Annotated in this window: 16 protein-coding genes; 6 read left to right on the top strand and 10 right to left on the bottom strand. The window is 47.3% G+C overall.

The genetic code is table 11. The features are described from left to right. Positions 1–19 precede the first annotated feature (19 nt). Complete coding sequence (locus AC14M5_RS15610) at positions 20–1,081, top strand: ABC transporter ATP-binding protein (protein ID WP_484030614.1); 1,062 nt, start codon at positions 20–22, stop codon at positions 1,079–1,081. Between the two features lie 75 nt (positions 1,082–1,156). Then, positions 1,157–1,972 (top strand): alkaline phosphatase family protein, encoded by an 816-nt coding sequence (locus tag AC14M5_RS15605; RefSeq protein ID WP_484030613.1) that lies wholly within the window; start codon positions 1,157–1,159, stop codon positions 1,970–1,972. Between the two features lie 2 nt (positions 1,973–1,974). On the opposite strand, the gene AC14M5_RS15600 is transcribed toward AC14M5_RS15605, so the two are convergent. The 7 genes from AC14M5_RS15600 to AC14M5_RS15570 form a co-directional block, all read right to left on the bottom strand. Further along, on the bottom strand, positions 1,975–2,529 hold the full coding sequence (locus AC14M5_RS15600; protein ID WP_484030612.1) for a type 1 glutamine amidotransferase domain-containing protein: 555 nt from the start codon (positions 2,527–2,529) through the stop codon (positions 1,975–1,977). 18 nt (positions 2,530–2,547) lie between these two features. Then, entirely contained in the window at positions 2,548–2,967 is a 420-nt protein-coding gene (locus tag AC14M5_RS15595; protein WP_484030611.1) for a secondary thiamine-phosphate synthase enzyme YjbQ, read from the bottom strand. 158 nt (positions 2,968–3,125) lie between these two features. Next, the gene (locus AC14M5_RS15590; protein WP_484030610.1) at positions 3,126–4,664 is read right to left on the bottom strand and encodes a sulfatase family protein; all 1,539 of its coding nucleotides are present in this window, start codon (positions 4,662–4,664) and stop codon (positions 3,126–3,128) included. A 147-nt stretch (positions 4,665–4,811) separates the two neighbouring features. Then, positions 4,812–6,395 carry a class I adenylate-forming enzyme family protein gene (locus tag AC14M5_RS15585; protein ID WP_484030609.1) on the bottom strand — a complete coding sequence of 528 codons (1,584 nt, stop codon included), beginning with the start codon at positions 6,393–6,395 and terminating at the stop codon, positions 4,812–4,814. A gap of 44 nt (positions 6,396–6,439) precedes the next feature. Continuing rightward, positions 6,440–7,309, bottom strand: coding sequence for a 5'-3' exonuclease (locus AC14M5_RS15580; RefSeq protein ID WP_484030608.1), 870 nt, complete (start codon positions 7,307–7,309; stop codon positions 6,440–6,442). Next, positions 7,290–8,288 (bottom strand): oxamate carbamoyltransferase subunit AllH family protein, encoded by a 999-nt coding sequence (locus AC14M5_RS15575; RefSeq protein WP_484030607.1) that lies wholly within the window; start codon positions 8,286–8,288, stop codon positions 7,290–7,292. Before AC14M5_RS15575 ends, AC14M5_RS15580 begins: the two co-directional genes overlap by 20 nt. Then, positions 8,275–9,135, bottom strand: coding sequence for an SDR family oxidoreductase (locus AC14M5_RS15570; RefSeq protein ID WP_484030606.1), 861 nt, complete (start codon positions 9,133–9,135; stop codon positions 8,275–8,277). The genes AC14M5_RS15575 and AC14M5_RS15570 overlap by 14 nt, the downstream gene beginning before the upstream one ends. Positions 9,136–9,262: 127 nt before the next feature. Here AC14M5_RS15570 and AC14M5_RS15565 point away from each other — a divergent pair, with 127 nt between their 5' ends. From AC14M5_RS15565 to AC14M5_RS15550, 4 genes are all read left to right on the top strand, one after another. Continuing rightward, the gene (locus AC14M5_RS15565) at positions 9,263–9,619 is read left to right on the top strand and encodes a VOC family protein (RefSeq protein WP_484030605.1); all 357 of its coding nucleotides are present in this window, start codon (positions 9,263–9,265) and stop codon (positions 9,617–9,619) included. Positions 9,620–9,887: 268 nt separating this feature from the next. Then, complete coding sequence (locus AC14M5_RS15560; protein ID WP_484030604.1) at positions 9,888–10,385, top strand: DinB family protein; 498 nt, start codon at positions 9,888–9,890, stop codon at positions 10,383–10,385. 24 nt (positions 10,386–10,409) lie between these two features. After that, positions 10,410–11,384 carry an NAD(P)-dependent alcohol dehydrogenase gene (locus tag AC14M5_RS15555; protein ID WP_484030603.1) on the top strand — a complete coding sequence of 325 codons (975 nt, stop codon included), beginning with the start codon at positions 10,410–10,412 and terminating at the stop codon, positions 11,382–11,384. A 104-nt stretch (positions 11,385–11,488) separates the two neighbouring features. Further along, a complete protein-coding gene (locus tag AC14M5_RS15550; protein ID WP_484030602.1) occupies positions 11,489–12,478 on the top strand; it encodes an NAD(P)-dependent alcohol dehydrogenase in 990 nt (329 codons plus the stop codon). A 255-nt stretch (positions 12,479–12,733) separates the two neighbouring features. Here the strand turns inward: AC14M5_RS15550 and AC14M5_RS15545 are convergent, their stop codons facing one another. The 3 genes from AC14M5_RS15545 to AC14M5_RS15535 form a co-directional block, all read right to left on the bottom strand. Continuing rightward, positions 12,734–13,453, bottom strand: a complete 720-nt coding sequence (locus tag AC14M5_RS15545; RefSeq protein ID WP_484030601.1) for a hypothetical protein — start codon at positions 13,451–13,453, stop codon at positions 12,734–12,736. 51 nt (positions 13,454–13,504) lie between these two features. Further along, positions 13,505–13,969, bottom strand: coding sequence for a hypothetical protein (locus tag AC14M5_RS15540; RefSeq protein WP_484030600.1), 465 nt, complete (start codon positions 13,967–13,969; stop codon positions 13,505–13,507). Positions 13,970–14,136: 167 nt separating this feature from the next. After that, the coding region (locus tag AC14M5_RS15535; protein WP_484030599.1) for a xanthine dehydrogenase family protein molybdopterin-binding subunit at positions 14,137–15,043 on the bottom strand (907 nt) is incomplete at its 5' end.

The raw sequence follows: 15,043 nt of genomic DNA, 5'->3' as shown, positions 1-15,043 counted from the left end.
TCTTTGATGGAGAATTGATATGACACACTTGGCGTTAACGAACATTTCAAAACATTTTGGCGATTTCACTGCAGTTAATGATTTCAACCTCGATGTCAAAAAAGGTGAATTTGTTTCTTTTCTTGGACCTTCAGGCTGCGGCAAGACAACGACCTTGCGCATGATCGCGGGCTTTGAAATTCCAACTACTGGCAAGATCACCCTTGAAGGTGCGGATATCACAAACAAAGCTCCGAGTCAGCGCAATGTGGGCATGGTCTTTCAATCTTATGCTCTTTTCCCGAACATGACCGTCGCGCAGAATATCGGTTTTGGTTTGCGCGTTCGTAAGGAAAAAGAATCTGACATCAAAGAACGTGTCGCTGAAATGCTCTCGATCATAAACCTGGAAAAGAAAGCGGATAGTTTCCCATATCAGCTTTCTGGCGGACAGATGCAGCGCGTCGCTCTTGCCCGGGCACTGGCCATTCGACCCGAAGTTTTGCTTCTCGATGAGCCTCTCTCCGCACTTGATGCGAAAATTCGCATATCACTGCGTGCAGAGATTCGCAGTATTCAACAAAAACTCGGCATTACCGCCATTTATGTCACACACGATCAAGAGGAAGCTTTATCGCTTTCAGATCGAATTGTCGTCATGCGTGAGGGTGAGATGGACCAGGTCGGTACTCCATTTGAGATCTACAATTTCCCCACAACTGTATTTGTTGCCAATTTCGTCGGGACATTGAATACAGCCAATGGTGAAGTTGTTGACCCTGCCAGAGGATTGATAGCCGTGGATGGGGTACAGTTTGAGACAGCAACAGATCTGAAAAAAAATAAAAAGGGAGATAAAGTCCGCGTTGCCATTCGCCCTGAACGCTTCAACTTTGTTTCTCAGGAGAAGAAAGCCAATATAGTGGATTGTAAGATTGAGAACATTACCTTCCTCGGTTCCATTGTCCGCATTCAGGTGATGATCGGCGATACAAAATTTTACGTGGACACTTTCAACAACCCCTTCCTTGACCTGCCGAGTATCGGCGACAAGGATCAAGTTACATGCTCGCGTGAAGCAGTGCTGGTGTTGAGCGATTAGTCAATAATTCCTTAAGCAGACCTGACCCCTAAATTTTGAAAAAAATTTAGGGGTCAGGTCTTTAGGTTAATTACCATGAACAAAATGATTCTTATTCTCTCCGACGCGTTACGCTACGACGTTGCCAAAGAAAACATGGGCTTTCTCGGTCACCTTGTGGAATACAAACTTGCCAGCCTGTATAAAATTGTTGGTGAATTGCCGAGCATGTCTCGCCCTATGTACGAATCAGTTCATACAGGCCTGCCATCCAACGAGCATGGCATTGTTGCGAATTCCATTGTCAGGCTTTCTACAAAGCCAAATATTTTTCAGGCGGTGAAGACCGCAGGGAAGGTCACTGCGGCGGCAGCGTATTACTGGGTCTCTGAGTTATATAACCACGCTCCATATGATCGCATCGAAGATAAAGAAGTGGATAACGAAAACCTCACCATTCAACATGGGCGATTTTATACTCAGGATGAATACCCTGATCTCGAGTTATTCATGAGCGCTGCTATGCTCGTGCGTAGATATTCTCCCGATTATCTTTTACTTCATCCAATGGGCATGGATTACCACGGTGAAACCTATGGATCAGATTCGAGTCAATATCGCAATCATGCCATTCATCAGGATGTTGGGCTCGCGCCGCTCATCGTCGAATGGAAGGAGCGCGGCTATACAATCTTTGTCACTGGTGACCATGGAATCAACAAGGATGGGGCGCATGGCGGAACAACGCCCGAGCAAAGGACCGTGCCATTTTTTGTGATTCAGCCCAACGGCGGCGGAAGAGGCGATACGGGTGAGAACATCTCACAGTTGCAGATCGCACCCACAATCCTCAATTTGTTGGATGTTCCAATCCCAAAAACGATGAAGCAGAAACCTTTATCCCTTCGATAAACTCACATCGTCCCGATGTTCCTTCGGGAGGACAAGCCTTCGACTAAAGCCTTCACCAACTCACGATTGAAATCGGGGATATCCGCCACGACCCGTCCCCAAACCTGGTTGCGCTCGCGAAAGGCTGGCTCATCCACCCAGACCCCGCCCACGTTGACGAGATCATCCTTGATACCCGTTGACCCCGTAACGCGCTGGCCTTTCTTGATAATACCAGCGGAGATGGCAGTAGAGCCGCCGTGACAAATAATGCCAACGACTTTTTCGGCATCATCCATTTTCTTGACAATACTTTTCACAGCATCATACCTGCGTAATTTGTCCGGGGCCCAGCCGCCGGGGATCACGAGCGCAAAAAGTTCATCCGCTTGGAGTGACTCGATCAATGTATCGGGAGTGATCACTAAACCGTTTTTTCCCTTTATAGGTTTCAAATCAAGCGCGGCAGTGAGCACCTCTGCACCTTCCTCCTGCAAGCGCATCATGGGGACAAAGTACTCATAATCTTCAACACCTTCAGCAACCAGTATCGCAATTTTTTTGCCTTGTAAACGCATAGTGCACCTCTTTTCTTTTTATTCACCAATAATCTTTACCAATACACGCTTTTTACGCCTGCCATCGAACTCACCATAAAATATTTGTTCCCATGTGCCAAAATCCAGTTCTCCGTTTGTGATTGCCACCATCACTTCGCGCCCCATGACCTGGCGTTTCATGTGCGCGTCCGCATTATCTTCGCCTGTGTCATTGTGACGATATTGATTGACGGGCTCATGAGGAGCAAGTTTCTCCAGCCATTTTTCATAGTCATGATGCAAACCCGACTCATCGTCATTGATGAATACAGAAGAAGTAATATGCATCGAATTTACAAGAAGGAGTCCTTCGCGGATTCCGCTTTCACGCAGACATTCCTCGACCTGCGGGGTGATGTTCACAAAGCCACGGCGCGCAGGGATATTAAACCAAAGTTCTTTACGATAGGATTTCATAGCCATCTCTTATTGAATTTTAGTAGCCGTTAGCCTCAGTGTGGTCTAAATCACTAGCACGGAATCAGTCATCGGCTGAGAATGAAGCGGATGGGAAGCGATATGGATAGCCAAGTTGCAAATCCTGCAATCATTGGTGAAGGCCGATTGAATTTCAATCAGCCTGAAAACGGTTCATTAACTTTCTTCAATTTCGACTTTAACCTATTCAGCAATTCGGTTGTTGTATCTTTTTTAGTCATTGATATGTCATTGAGTTCTTCGGGGTCAGATTCGATATCAAAAAGCTGGTAGTGTTCACCGAGGCTGCCAAGTTGTTCGTAGCCCATATAATAAATTAATTTGTACTTCCCCATCACTTGCATGATCGTTGCCTGAGTTAATGGCAGTTCGGGGTTGTTCCGCCTGGCCTGAACTGTATATACTTCATTTTCTTTTTGAAGAATTTGCGGTGCATATGGCGGCAATATGGTTCCCTCTGACCATTCGGGAATATTGTGCCCCGTTACATGCAGAAGGGTTGTCATCAAATCGACCGCGCTGGTTGGGGTGTGAATTTCCCTGCCAGTTTGCTGACCTGGCTCAAAGATCATCAATGGCACACGAACGATGGGCTGGTAAAGCGTGGGCGTTACATGACCCGAAATGCCGCGCTCCTGCATTTCTCCATGATCGGATGTGAGAACCACCCAGGTGTTCTCAAGCATGCCCGTAGATTCAAGGGTATCGAACAGTCGCCCAAATTCGCTATCTACGTTGAGGATGAATTCGTCATAATACGATCTGGCGTTTGCGAGGGTTTCAAATGCATTCCCTTCGCTGAAGAAACTGTCCTGAGGTTTATCCAAAGGCTTAAAGGAATCGTTAATAAAAATATTGTTGAATTCAATGCGCGGCTTGTATGGGAAATGAGGTGGATGGTAGTGCACATAAGCAAAAAATGGCTGCGGAAGTTCCGTGACCTGGTCTCTAAGCCAGTCTATTCCTTCTTCAAGCGCATAATAGTTGCCGCCACTGGTGTTTGGCAGGCCATTGGGGTAAAGATCTTTATAGCTCGCAATTTTGCTTTCCTGGTATTTTTCGTATAAATGCGACAAAAATAACGAGTATGAATATCCGAATTCATTGCTCTTTATTTCTCTTGACCAGGCTACTGTGGCAATATCTTCATCTTTTGAAAACAACTCGCGGATCAGACCTTCATCGCTGATGAAAAGTTTTTCCATTGGGACATATTCATCCATATCCTTTTGGAATTGCAATAATAATATATTCGCAAGAGGGTTATGGGTGTATCCCATACGGTGATAGTCATCGAAGGCATGGAAGATGCTTTTGCCTGCGTAGGAATCCTGCACTTTCGCCCCGAACCGAAATGCGCGATGCGACCAGGGGTGCGCCATTGTAAGCAGGGATGCTGTGCCAGGCGTTGTGTAATTACCCCCGGCGAAATGGTTGTAATATACAGTCGCCCGCCTGGCTAGTTTATCCAGGTTTGGTGTGGTCGCCCGCCCATAGCCATACATGGAAATGTCGGAGGCGGAGAAAGAATCAAATAGAATTACAAGTACATTTTTTTGTTCGCCTTGCAATAATTGAGCGGCCCCAAACTTTTTTACGAGTGGCGAAGCAATAAACCCCAATGGGATCAACCCCGCCAGTTTTAGGAAATCCCTGCGTCCAAGACCATGATTCATAATTAAGACCTCAAAGGTGTAGTACGATTGATTATTTTTTATTATACCCAGCGCGGTCATAAATTGAGCTTTTTCAAAAGTGGGAAAGCTCAATTTATGACCGTGGGCATTATATAACAAATGCAGTTTGATCGATTTCTTATCGTGTCATGAATTACCCTGGCAAACTTCTTTCCGCAACTCGGCTTTTTGGACTTTGCCCATTGCATTGCGCGGCAGGTCATCTCTGAAGACGATGGACTTGGGCGATTTATACGGTGCAAGGCGTTCGCGACAAAAAGCGATCAGGTCCGCGCCCGAAACCGATTCGCCGCGATTGAGCACCACCACCGCTGTGACTTTTTCGCCCCACTCTTTGTCAAGGCAGCCAATCACTGCGCAGGCACTGACGGCAGGATGTTCAACCAGCACACGTTCAACTTCGGGGGGATAGATGTTCAACCCGCCGCTGATGATCAAATCCTTGGAGCGGCCGCATAAGGTAATGTAACCATCTGCCTGGCGGTAGCCCAAATCGCCAGTGCGGAACCAACCGTCGGCGGTGAAAGAAGCGGATGTTTTGTCTGGCTGTCGCCAATATCCTTTGAAGATATTCGGCCCACGAATCTCCAATTCTCCTATTTCTCCATCTGGAAGAATCTGTTCTGCTTCCGACATCACGCGCACTTCCACGCCGGGCAGGGGAAGCCCCACCGACCCAATGCGCCGCTCGCCATGCAAGGGATTGGAACAGTTCATGCCCGTTTCGGTCATGCCATAGCGTTCGAGCAGGGTGTGACCAAAGGTTTGCTTAAAGCCCGTGAAGACTTCGTCGGGCAGTCGGTCTGAGCCAGAGGTGATGAGGCGAAGATGAGAGAGATCGAAGTTTTTCGCGTCGGGCACATCAAGCAAGCGATTATGAATTGTGGGCACAGCCATGAAGACGGTACAGCGACGATCAACAAGAGTTTGCAGAGTCTTGCGCGCATCGAATTCACGCATTAACAAAGTGGTTGCGCCAGCGTTCAACGCGCCATGCAAAGCGACAAACAATCCGTGTACATGAAAGATGGGCAATACATGCAGGAGGATATCTTCGGGTTGCCAGCCCCAGGCGATGTGAAGCGCATCAAGATTTGATTTGAGATTTCCATGTGTGATCTCCGCGCCCTTGGGGCGTCCCGTTGTGCCGCTGGTGTAGATGATGACGGCGGTGGAGGACGAAGAGATTGGAGAATTGGAGATTGGTAAATGTTGGTGGTTGAGTAGTCCCGAGTGCTCTTCGATGGACGTATCGAAACCATCATGTGCATAGTAATTTTTAATTAGCAGTTGAAATTGATCGGGTTCGGATGGGTTGAGAAAAATACATTCCTGTAAATCTGGCAGATTGGGAAGAATAGATTGGATTTTTTCCCTGGACGACTCAAGTGCGAAGAATAATTTTGCACCAGAGTCTTCGAGAAAATATTTCAGTTCATCAGGTGGATACGCCAGATTGGGCGGCAGGGTGATGGCGCCTAACTTCACAGTTGCCAAATGTAGAAGGATGAACTCTAGGCATTTGGAAAGTTGCAGTGCCACACGGTCACCGGGCTGCAACCCCAGGCCTTGAAGATAGCCTGCCGTGCGCTGGACTAACTCATCCAGTTCAGCATATGTGACGCGCTGGATTGGCGGTTCGATAAATTCAAGCGCGGTTTTATCGGGATACTTGCGAACGTTCTCTACAAAAGTGTTTAGGAAAGACATAGGGTTATTTGGGATATGCATATTGATTTGTTTTGGATGGAGAGCTAGCGCCAGCGGGGAATCCGCTCTGGGATTCGTTCATCACCCAGCTCGCCGCAGATCTTTTTCAATCGTGGATAAGCGCCCAGCCATTTTAGGTCGCTCAGTTTTTCCTTGAGCGGGACATCATCCCGAAGCGTGGATAATTCTCGGAATAACAAGGCATCCTTATAGTTTTGCTGAAGATTATCAACAAGTGTTGTGGCGCGCCCCAAACCCAAGCCTAATTTTTTTGGGTCTTTAGGAATTGACTCGATGTGTTTAAATTTCGCAAGTACCGTGGCGGTGGACTTTGCTCCCCAGCCTTGAATACCCGGGTATCCATCCGCAGAATCGCCGACGAGCGCAAGATAATCTGGAATGGATTCTGGTTTTACGCCGAACTTCTCAATCACACCTTTCTCGTCGATGATGGTTTCGCGGCGGCGATCCCAACAGACGATCTGCTTGCCAGATACCAATTGTGCCAAATCCTTATCAGGTGAACAGATGAGGATTTGATCCACGCTTTTATTCTTTTTGAATCGTGTCGTGGCAGTTGCCAAGGCATCGTCGGCTTCGAACTTTACCATCGGCCAAACAACGACTCCAAGTGCAGAAACGGCCTCCTCAGCCAATGGAAATTGCGCAAGGAGATTCGGGTCAACGCCTTCACCTGTTTTGTATCCCCCATAAAGATCATTGCGAAAAGACTCGATGACGTGATCGAATGCGACCCCAACGTGCGTTACGTCTGGGCTTGTTAACAGCATTAAGAGACTTCGCAAAAGCCCAAGCGTAGCGCCAACTTCCTGTCCGTTGGGAGCCTGCTTCGGAGGCGCACCGAAGTGGTGTCGGAATAGTTCGTACGTGCCATCAACCAGATGAATTTTCATGTACCGTTAACTCCTTTTCCTTAAGTTGCATCCAACTCATAAATACACCGATAAACCCAGCCAGTGCATCCGCTCCAGAAGTCTCGCCTACTGCAAGGATTTTATCCATTGCTTCTTGAACAACTATAGTGTAGGTCGAGTTGTCAGTCCGACTTGCGAAAACCAGTGTTTTTAAAAAATTATGCCACAGAATCCCCGCTTCCCCTTTCCCTGCGGATTTTAACCACGCTGCCGAAAGTGATGTGGTCAATGGCGCGGCGATATTTGTTATCCCATCGGCAAGTTTTCCTGCAATGCTTGGTGGATGAATGATCCACGCTGCCAGAACCGCGCCGAGGATAAAGTCATCGCCTGCGGGGGTGAGGCCAACACCTAGTCCTGCTAGTTTGCGGGCCGAGTATTGGGCGGATTGGATATCTTGGGTTGTGATGGCTGAGAGTAGAGTATTGGAAAATTGGGGAATTGGAGATTGGTAAGTCGTAAGTGGTACATGTTGGTGGTTGAGTAGCTCCGAGTGCTCTTCGATGAGTGTATCGAAACCACGAATTTGGTAATTGGTAATTGGTAATTTGGTGAGTTGAGCGAGAATATCATCTCTCTTTGCATGTAACGATTTCCAATCGGGGCGTGGGGACCAGAGTTTTGCGCTGGCTATGTGGATGGTTATGTTTCCCAGAGTAAGTTGAGTGGGATAACTGGAGATTGGAGATTGGAGGCTAAGATGGCTGAAAGAGACTTCGGAAGCCTGCTGTGACGCGCTTAATTCAGGGAGTCTTTCAAAAGACTTCTGAAGTCTGCTGGATATCACAAGGTTGAACGGCCCGTTTCCGATTTGCGGAGTGACGATGGATAAAACTTCCCTGCGTTCGTTGATCAAGTTGCAGGCATGGTCAAAGAAGTGCAAAATGCGCGGGTGATGCGAATTCGCCAGCCAGCGGTTTACATCGGGAGAAAGGGAAAGGGCGTTAATGGGTTGCATCGCGCTCGTTCACAATTCTATCAATGAATGTTTCCATCGAAGTCGGTTCTCTTTTCAAAAGCCATCTCAATACATTGGGATTTCCAGCCAATCCCCACTGATCATAATACTCAAACATCCTTACTAAATTCTCAACCGCATACTCACTTATTCCTTTTGCATGCAATCTCCAGTCCCCAATCTCTTCTCTTTCAGCCCGCACGTCTCTATTCAAAACGCGGCTAAAAATTTCTGCAACCTGAACATGTGACATCAACAATGTGCCAGCGAGCTCATAGATTGCATTGACATGATTTGATTCGGTCATCACGATCTTTGCAACTTCGGCAACGTCTTCAAGGTCAACGAAGCTGAATTTGGAGTCCACAGAATATGGAACGCGCAAGACTCCATCTTCAATAATATTCTTCCAGCCCGCCAGCAAATTTTGCATATATGGCGTGGGTTGCAGGATGGTAAAGGGCAACCCTGACTCGAAGATCATTTCTTCGACGCGCATCTTTTGCCAGTGATGATTCATCTTCTCCGTTTGCGGATGTAGAACCGAATGATAGACAAAATGCTCAACCCCAGCTTTTCGTGCTTCCTCAACTACCAATTTGCCAATTGCCACTTCATCAGGGCTCATATTTGGGCAAATGTGATAAACACTCCGCGCGCCTTGCATAGCAGAGCGAATGACGGAGTCGTTGTGCATGTCGCCGACAATGACTTTCTCCGCGCCCAAAGACTTTAGAACCGAAACATGATCCTCGCGATGAACGAATGCGCAAACGCTCTCGACTTTCGAGAGTACGTTGACTAGTGCCCTGCCTGTTTTTCCGCCAGCGCCTGTGATGAGAATCATGAGTCTGAATATAATCGATTATAAAGAAATTGCTTTTTCTTAATCTTGTCAAAACAGAATAAATGTTCTACAATGAGCCAAGCTTTACCTCTTCCCAAATATTTATCAGTAGAAAGGATATGCTCAAATGTTAAATCTAAATTCGATCATGATCGGAACGAAACAACCTCTTGTGTTGGCTGCTTTTTATGAAAAGGTCCTGGGAAAGCCAGCAGAGATGGTTGATAAGGAAAATGGTTTTTGGGGATGGCAGGCGGGGACTTCATATATATCGGTGTTGGAGCATTCTGAAATGGGAGGCAAGGCGAAAGACCCCGGGCGTGTGATGCTCAATTTTGAAACCTCGCAGGTCAAGGAGGAGTTTGAGCGCATCAAAGCCCTCGGCGGCACGGTCATCAGAGAGCCCTATGAAATGGGCGGAGGGTGGATTGCAACGCTGGCCGATCCTGACGGTAATATCTTTCAATTGGTGACTCCAATGTGATAGCAGGTCGTGTCACTGATTACTGGAGTGGTTGCTCTCGTCAGAGCAACCACTCCAACTAAATTGAAAGCAAGCCAAGAAGAAAGATGCGACTCATCGGGCGGGAGAGAAAATCAGCTATAACATGCCAACTTTAATTCTGAATGGTATATATTTGGTTTACTTTGCAGGGTGAAAAAATCAGATTAAGAGCATATACTTCTATGTAAATCATAGTTATACTAATTGACGAAAGCTTTATTAATCTGTATCAGGTAGGAGTCTGTCGATGGCCGAGAATATTCTTGTGAAATTATTTGAGCACAATAACTGGGCGAACCAAAAGATTATGGAGGTTTGCTCAACCCTGAATGACGAGCAACTCGACGCCGAGCCCCGTTCGGCCACGGAGGGGAGTATTCGCAGCACCCTGTCGCATCTCGTCTCGGCACAATATGGTTACTTGCGACTCCTGACGTTGCCGCTGGAAGAGAGACAAGACCGCGTCACAGTGCAGTTTGCCGAATTAGAAGAGTCCTTGATAGATAGTGGAGAAAGGTTGTTGGAACTCGCCAGAGATGAGAATAGGCTCCCCGCGACTCGTATCCAAACAAGGGACGGGTACTATGTTGAGCCATGGGTCATCATGGTTCAGATCATCAATCACGCAACCGAACACCGCGAGCAGATCAAGAGTATGCTCACTGGTCTCAGCGTGACTCCTCCATCCATTGATGGCTGGGACTATGCAGAGGCTGTCAACGCGCTCGTGCCAATATCAAAGTGAACGAAGTAACCCTCGAGGAAACGCATGAAAGCAATTGTTCATCACGAATACGGTTCTCCTGATGTTCTTGGACTCGAAGAGGTCCAAAAGCCGACTCCCAGGGACAATCAGCTGCTAATAAAGGTTCATGCGGCATCCGTAAATAGATCTGACTGGGAGGGACTGATAGGGAAACCGTTGTATGCCCGATTCGGAGGGCTGCTCAAACCCAGATACGGGATACTGGGATCTGACATCGCGGGGATAGTTGAAGCGGTTGGCAAAGATGTTAAACAGTTCAAGCCTGGAGATGATGTATTTGGGCTCATGATGAATTATGGAGGCGGCTTCGCAGAGTATGCCTGTAAGTCTGAAAAGGCACTGGCGCTGAAACCTGCCGCTATGACATTCGAGGAGGCCGCAGCCATTCCGCAAGCCGCATTTATTGCACTACAAGGGATTCGCGATAAAGGACAGGTACAACCAGGGCAAAAAGTTTTGATCAACGGCGCGGGAGGCGGGACAGGTGCATTTGCAATTCAAATTGCCAAATTGGCCGGGGCTGAAGTAACCGGTGTGGATAATACAGAGAAACTGGACTTTATGCGTTCGCTTGGCGCAGACCACGTCATTGATTACACCAAAGAAGATTTCACCAAAAACGGACAGCAGTATGATCTGATCCTTGACCTTATCGCTTATCGTTCGGTATTCGCCTATAAGCGGGCGCTAAAGCCAAATGGAAATTATTTCATGGCTGGAGGCTCTGCAGCTACGATGCTCCAGAGTTTACTTTTAGGATCATTGATTAGGCGAATCACAAGTAGGAATATTAAGCTTCTGATGGTTCAGACAGAGTCAAAGGATTTGGTTTATATTACCGAGCTGATCGAATCTGGCAAAGTCAAACTTATTATCGACAAACGTTACCCGTTAACTGAAACCGCTGAAGCACTCCGCTATCTTGGAGAAGGACACGCCAAAGGAAAAGTCGTCATCACTGTGCGAACTTCGTCCTGAGCGGAGTGACAAGAGCAAGTCGAGGAACGAAGTCGAAGGATATTGCGCGCAAGACATTTGTTTTGCGTAAAGCGAATAACAAAACCAAATCAGGATATGCGATCATGAAAGCAATCATATGGACAAAATATGGGTCACCAGACGGCCTTCAGTTGCGAGAGATGCCAAAACCTACTCCCAAAGACAATGAAGTGCTGATAAGAATACATGCGGTGACCGCATCGACACCAGACACCGAGCTGCGAAGGCTCAAACTGCCTCTCTTGTTTGCGATTCCCCTTCGGCTGTATATAGGTTTCATAAAACCAACTAGAATCACAATACTTGGAACGGAGTTTGCCGGAGAGATTGAGTCGGTTGGCAGAGATGTAACTCTCTATAAGCCAGGTGACCAGGTTTATGGATATACCGGTCTTGCCATGGGAACCTATGCCGAGTATATGTGCCTGGCTGAAAAACCTTCAGGCCTGGCTGGCGTGATGGGAAAAAAGCCGCTCAATCTGACCTATGAGGAGGCTGCTGCTGTTTCGTTTGGCGGACTCGAAGCCCTGCATTCCCTTGGAAGAGTAAATATCCAACCAGGACAAAAAGTTTTGATCGTTGGCGCAGGCGGGAGTATCGGCACGTATTCAGTACAATTAGCCAAACTGTACGGAGCAGAAGTAACCGGTGTGGACCATACGTCAAAGCTGGAAATGCTGCGCTCAATTGGCGCGGATCACGTCATTGATTACACCCGGGAAGACTTCACCAAAAATGGCAAGAAATACGATGTCATCATGGATACATTCGACAAGAGTCCGTTTGCAGGTAGTTTAAGATCGCTTAACGAAAATGGAATCTATCTGAATGCCAACCCTGGGCTTTTCAATAGGATTTGGATGGGATGGGCTTTGAGGAGTAGCAACAAGAAAGTACTCACTTGGACGGCTGGTTATAGCGCCAAAAATCTGCTTGCACTCAAAGAGCTGATCGAGGCAGGGAAGATAAAACCAGTCATTGATCGACGCTATCCGCTGGAACAGATCGCCGAGGCACATAGATATGTAGACAGCGGGCAGAAAAAGGGGGCTGTGGTGGTGGCGGTAGGGTAGGTGACTGGAGACTAGAGATTGGGATGCTGAGAATTGGAGGATTGGGGGATTGATTGGTGAAACGGACACGCCGATCAATCGTCACAATCGGGCGCCGCACTGACTGCCCGATAGGGCGTGTCGAAGTGGTGAGGTCTCTTATGATGCAAGCGTGGGATAGGGGAAATGCTGGCATACACTCAAAGAGCGCCTTGACAAGTTTTGCCTGTTTTGCAGCCAGTGCCTGTGAGGAGGATTATGTATCGTAAGCTTTACTCAACTGCCACCTCTTGGCATACCATCAGCATAATTTTGAGTAAGAATTTCACTATGGATCCAATTCATGGCGAGAATGATTAGTTCTTTGAGATTCGAAATATCTTTGTCAGTCCATTTCCTAACATAATGAATTTCATCATTTCCTAACCATGCTGCTCGCTCTGCGCACAATTTAACTTGCGGGCTATCGATATATCTGTTTATGCAACTCGCAAGAGGAGAAGATTTTATTTCATCCATTTGGTTCTGGTTTCTGGAAATGCAATAATCTTTAATAAGAAACTCTAGTGCTTTTCGATAGCCACCACCAGCAATTTGTGCGAGCGCATAGTTTTCTGCTGCCATAGACTGAGCATAAATTTCTGGAAACAAGGGCGATAATGCGCTTATCTCTTGTGGAATATGTTGTGCTTGTGGAGTTCTAGGAACTAACTCTTTTAATTCAAATTGTCGTAAGCCAGGACTAATTCCAGGGAGACTTGTGTTTGGCAAATCATCATCGGAACGCAAATAACGAGCAATAAATAAATGCTGACATTCTCGACGAGGGCATTGGTATAGAATTTCTAGTCCAAAGCTATGTCTTCCGTCAACAGTTGTTAATGCCCAGTGGAATTCTTCTGGTTGAATAGCAAAATGACAAATCGGGCACTCATTTGGCTCTTTATCGCGGGTATATCTTCTTTGTGAAATATCTACAAACGAGAATTTTGTCATCTTTCACCTACAACTATCTTTTACTACTTTTGTCATCTCAATAGAATTTGACTATGTCCCCAAACTGATTGGGAATGATTTACTAACAAATTCGTTACCGACAGCCGTTCTGAAGCAAGCTTTCACAGATTCTCTGCCTGTACAACCTTGTTCTTTCAATAACAACTTTACTTCCCTCATTGGTGTCCAAAACATTGCATTATCACCAGGTTGTAATTCAAAAGGAATTTTTACCGATCCATCTATGCCATTAATAAAAACCAATTTGCGTTTCTTCCATTTGATTTCGGTTGCAATAATTTTGACTGCTTTTTCGCCAGGATTTGCAATTTCAAGAAATAGCATTAGTTCACTCAGTTCTGAACCATAATTTAAACCGCCATTGGATATTTTGGCGACCAACCTAGGGGTTTTATCCCTACGGTTAACATAAAAGTTATAAACTGAGAGTACAAATCCAGCAACTGCTACCATCGCTGTTAGAACTGCGGCGACATCACTTAATGAGACAGTCATAATTGTTGCTATCCATTATTTATGTTGTATATGAGGCAATCAGAAGTTCAACTTAAGTTGGAAGTAGTATAGCATCAATTTTCAACACATAGGCTGAGGCGAAAGAAAAAGCCGATGGTTAGAATCAACCATCGGCGGAGAAAGAAGCGGGGCACTTCATCCAATAACTATTTACCACTCACCAATTCCCACAACCGATTCGAATTCAGGGGAATTTCCAAAATCTCAAAATCCACATCATGCAACGCATCTTCCAATGCCTGCGCAAACAACGGACCGACAGGGATCGCGCCCGCTTCGCCCGCGCCCTTCACGCCCATCGGGTTGAGCGGCGAAAGCGTTACGCCATGTCCCGTTTCGATGCGCGGCACATCCAGGCTCGTGGGCAGGTGATAATCCATGAACGTGCCGTTGAGCAGTTGCCCGTTTTCGTCGTAGGCGAGCCGCTCGTAAAACGCATTGCCAATGCCCTGCGCCACGCCGCCATGGATCTGCCCATCGAGGATCAGCGGATTGATGACCTTGCCACAATCGTGCACCACTAAATATTTTTGGATGTGGATTTGCAGCGTCTCGGGATCGACTTCCACGATCATGGCGTGGATGCCACTTGCCGTGGCGCCTCTTTCTGGACCGAAATAGTTGGTCGCCTCCAACCCGGGCTCGGTGCCAGGCTTGACGGCGCCGCGCAGCGGGTTGGCCTTGCCCGCCAGCTCACCCAGCGAAATGGACTTTTGAGGTACCCCTCTCACCTGCACCTGACCATCCACAAGTTCCAGGTCTTCTTCGGCGGCTTCGAAGAATTCGGCAGCATGTTTGAGAATTTTCTGACGCACCACTTTTGCAGCCTCGTTGATAGCATTGCCCGCAACGACCGCGCCGCGACTGGCGAACGTCCCCGCACCCCAATAGAACTGGTCGGTGTCGCCCGTGACGACGTCGATCTTATCCACGCTCACACCAAGTTGCTCCGCGACGATCTGCGCGTAACTCGTGTAATGACCCTGTCCCTGCGTGCCCACGCCCGTGACGACCGAGACGCGTCCACTGCCCATCACCTGCACCTTCGCGCCT

Source organism: Candidatus Villigracilis sp. (assembly GCF_057083605.1).
The sequence above is the reverse complement of the archived record's forward strand: the minus strand, read 5'-3'. Positions and strand labels throughout refer to the sequence as shown.

Bases quoted from the DNA above. Each gene is read 5' to 3' on its own strand.
- AC14M5_RS15610 (WP_484030614.1), top strand. From the start codon at position 20: ATGACACACTTGGCGTTAACGAACATTTCAAAACATTTTGGCGATTTC.
- AC14M5_RS15570 (WP_484030606.1), bottom strand. From the start codon at position 9,135: ATGATTCTCATCACAGGCGCTGGCGGAAAAACAGGCAGGGCACTAGTC.
- AC14M5_RS15605 (WP_484030613.1), top strand. From the start codon at position 1,157: ATGAACAAAATGATTCTTATTCTCTCCGACGCGTTACGCTACGACGTT.
- AC14M5_RS15550 (WP_484030602.1), top strand. From the start codon at position 11,489: ATGAAAGCAATCATATGGACAAAATATGGGTCACCAGACGGCCTTCAG.
- AC14M5_RS15600 (WP_484030612.1), bottom strand. From the start codon at position 2,529: ATGCGTTTACAAGGCAAAAAAATTGCGATACTGGTTGCTGAAGGTGTT.
- AC14M5_RS15575 (WP_484030607.1), bottom strand. From the start codon at position 8,288: ATGCAACCCATTAACGCCCTTTCCCTTTCTCCCGATGTAAACCGCTGG.
- AC14M5_RS15545 (WP_484030601.1), bottom strand. From the start codon at position 13,453: ATGACAAAATTCTCGTTTGTAGATATTTCACAAAGAAGATATACCCGC.
- AC14M5_RS15555 (WP_484030603.1), top strand. From the start codon at position 10,410: ATGAAAGCAATTGTTCATCACGAATACGGTTCTCCTGATGTTCTTGGA.
- AC14M5_RS15540 (WP_484030600.1), bottom strand. From the start codon at position 13,969: ATGACTGTCTCATTAAGTGATGTCGCCGCAGTTCTAACAGCGATGGTA.
- AC14M5_RS15580 (WP_484030608.1), bottom strand. From the start codon at position 7,309: ATGAAAATTCATCTGGTTGATGGCACGTACGAACTATTCCGACACCAC.
- AC14M5_RS15595 (WP_484030611.1), bottom strand. From the start codon at position 2,967: ATGAAATCCTATCGTAAAGAACTTTGGTTTAATATCCCTGCGCGCCGT.
- AC14M5_RS15585 (WP_484030609.1), bottom strand. From the start codon at position 6,395: ATGTCTTTCCTAAACACTTTTGTAGAGAACGTTCGCAAGTATCCCGAT.
- AC14M5_RS15560 (WP_484030604.1), top strand. From the start codon at position 9,888: ATGGCCGAGAATATTCTTGTGAAATTATTTGAGCACAATAACTGGGCG.
- AC14M5_RS15565 (WP_484030605.1), top strand. From the start codon at position 9,263: ATGTTAAATCTAAATTCGATCATGATCGGAACGAAACAACCTCTTGTG.
- AC14M5_RS15590 (WP_484030610.1), bottom strand. From the start codon at position 4,664: ATGAATCATGGTCTTGGACGCAGGGATTTCCTAAAACTGGCGGGGTTG.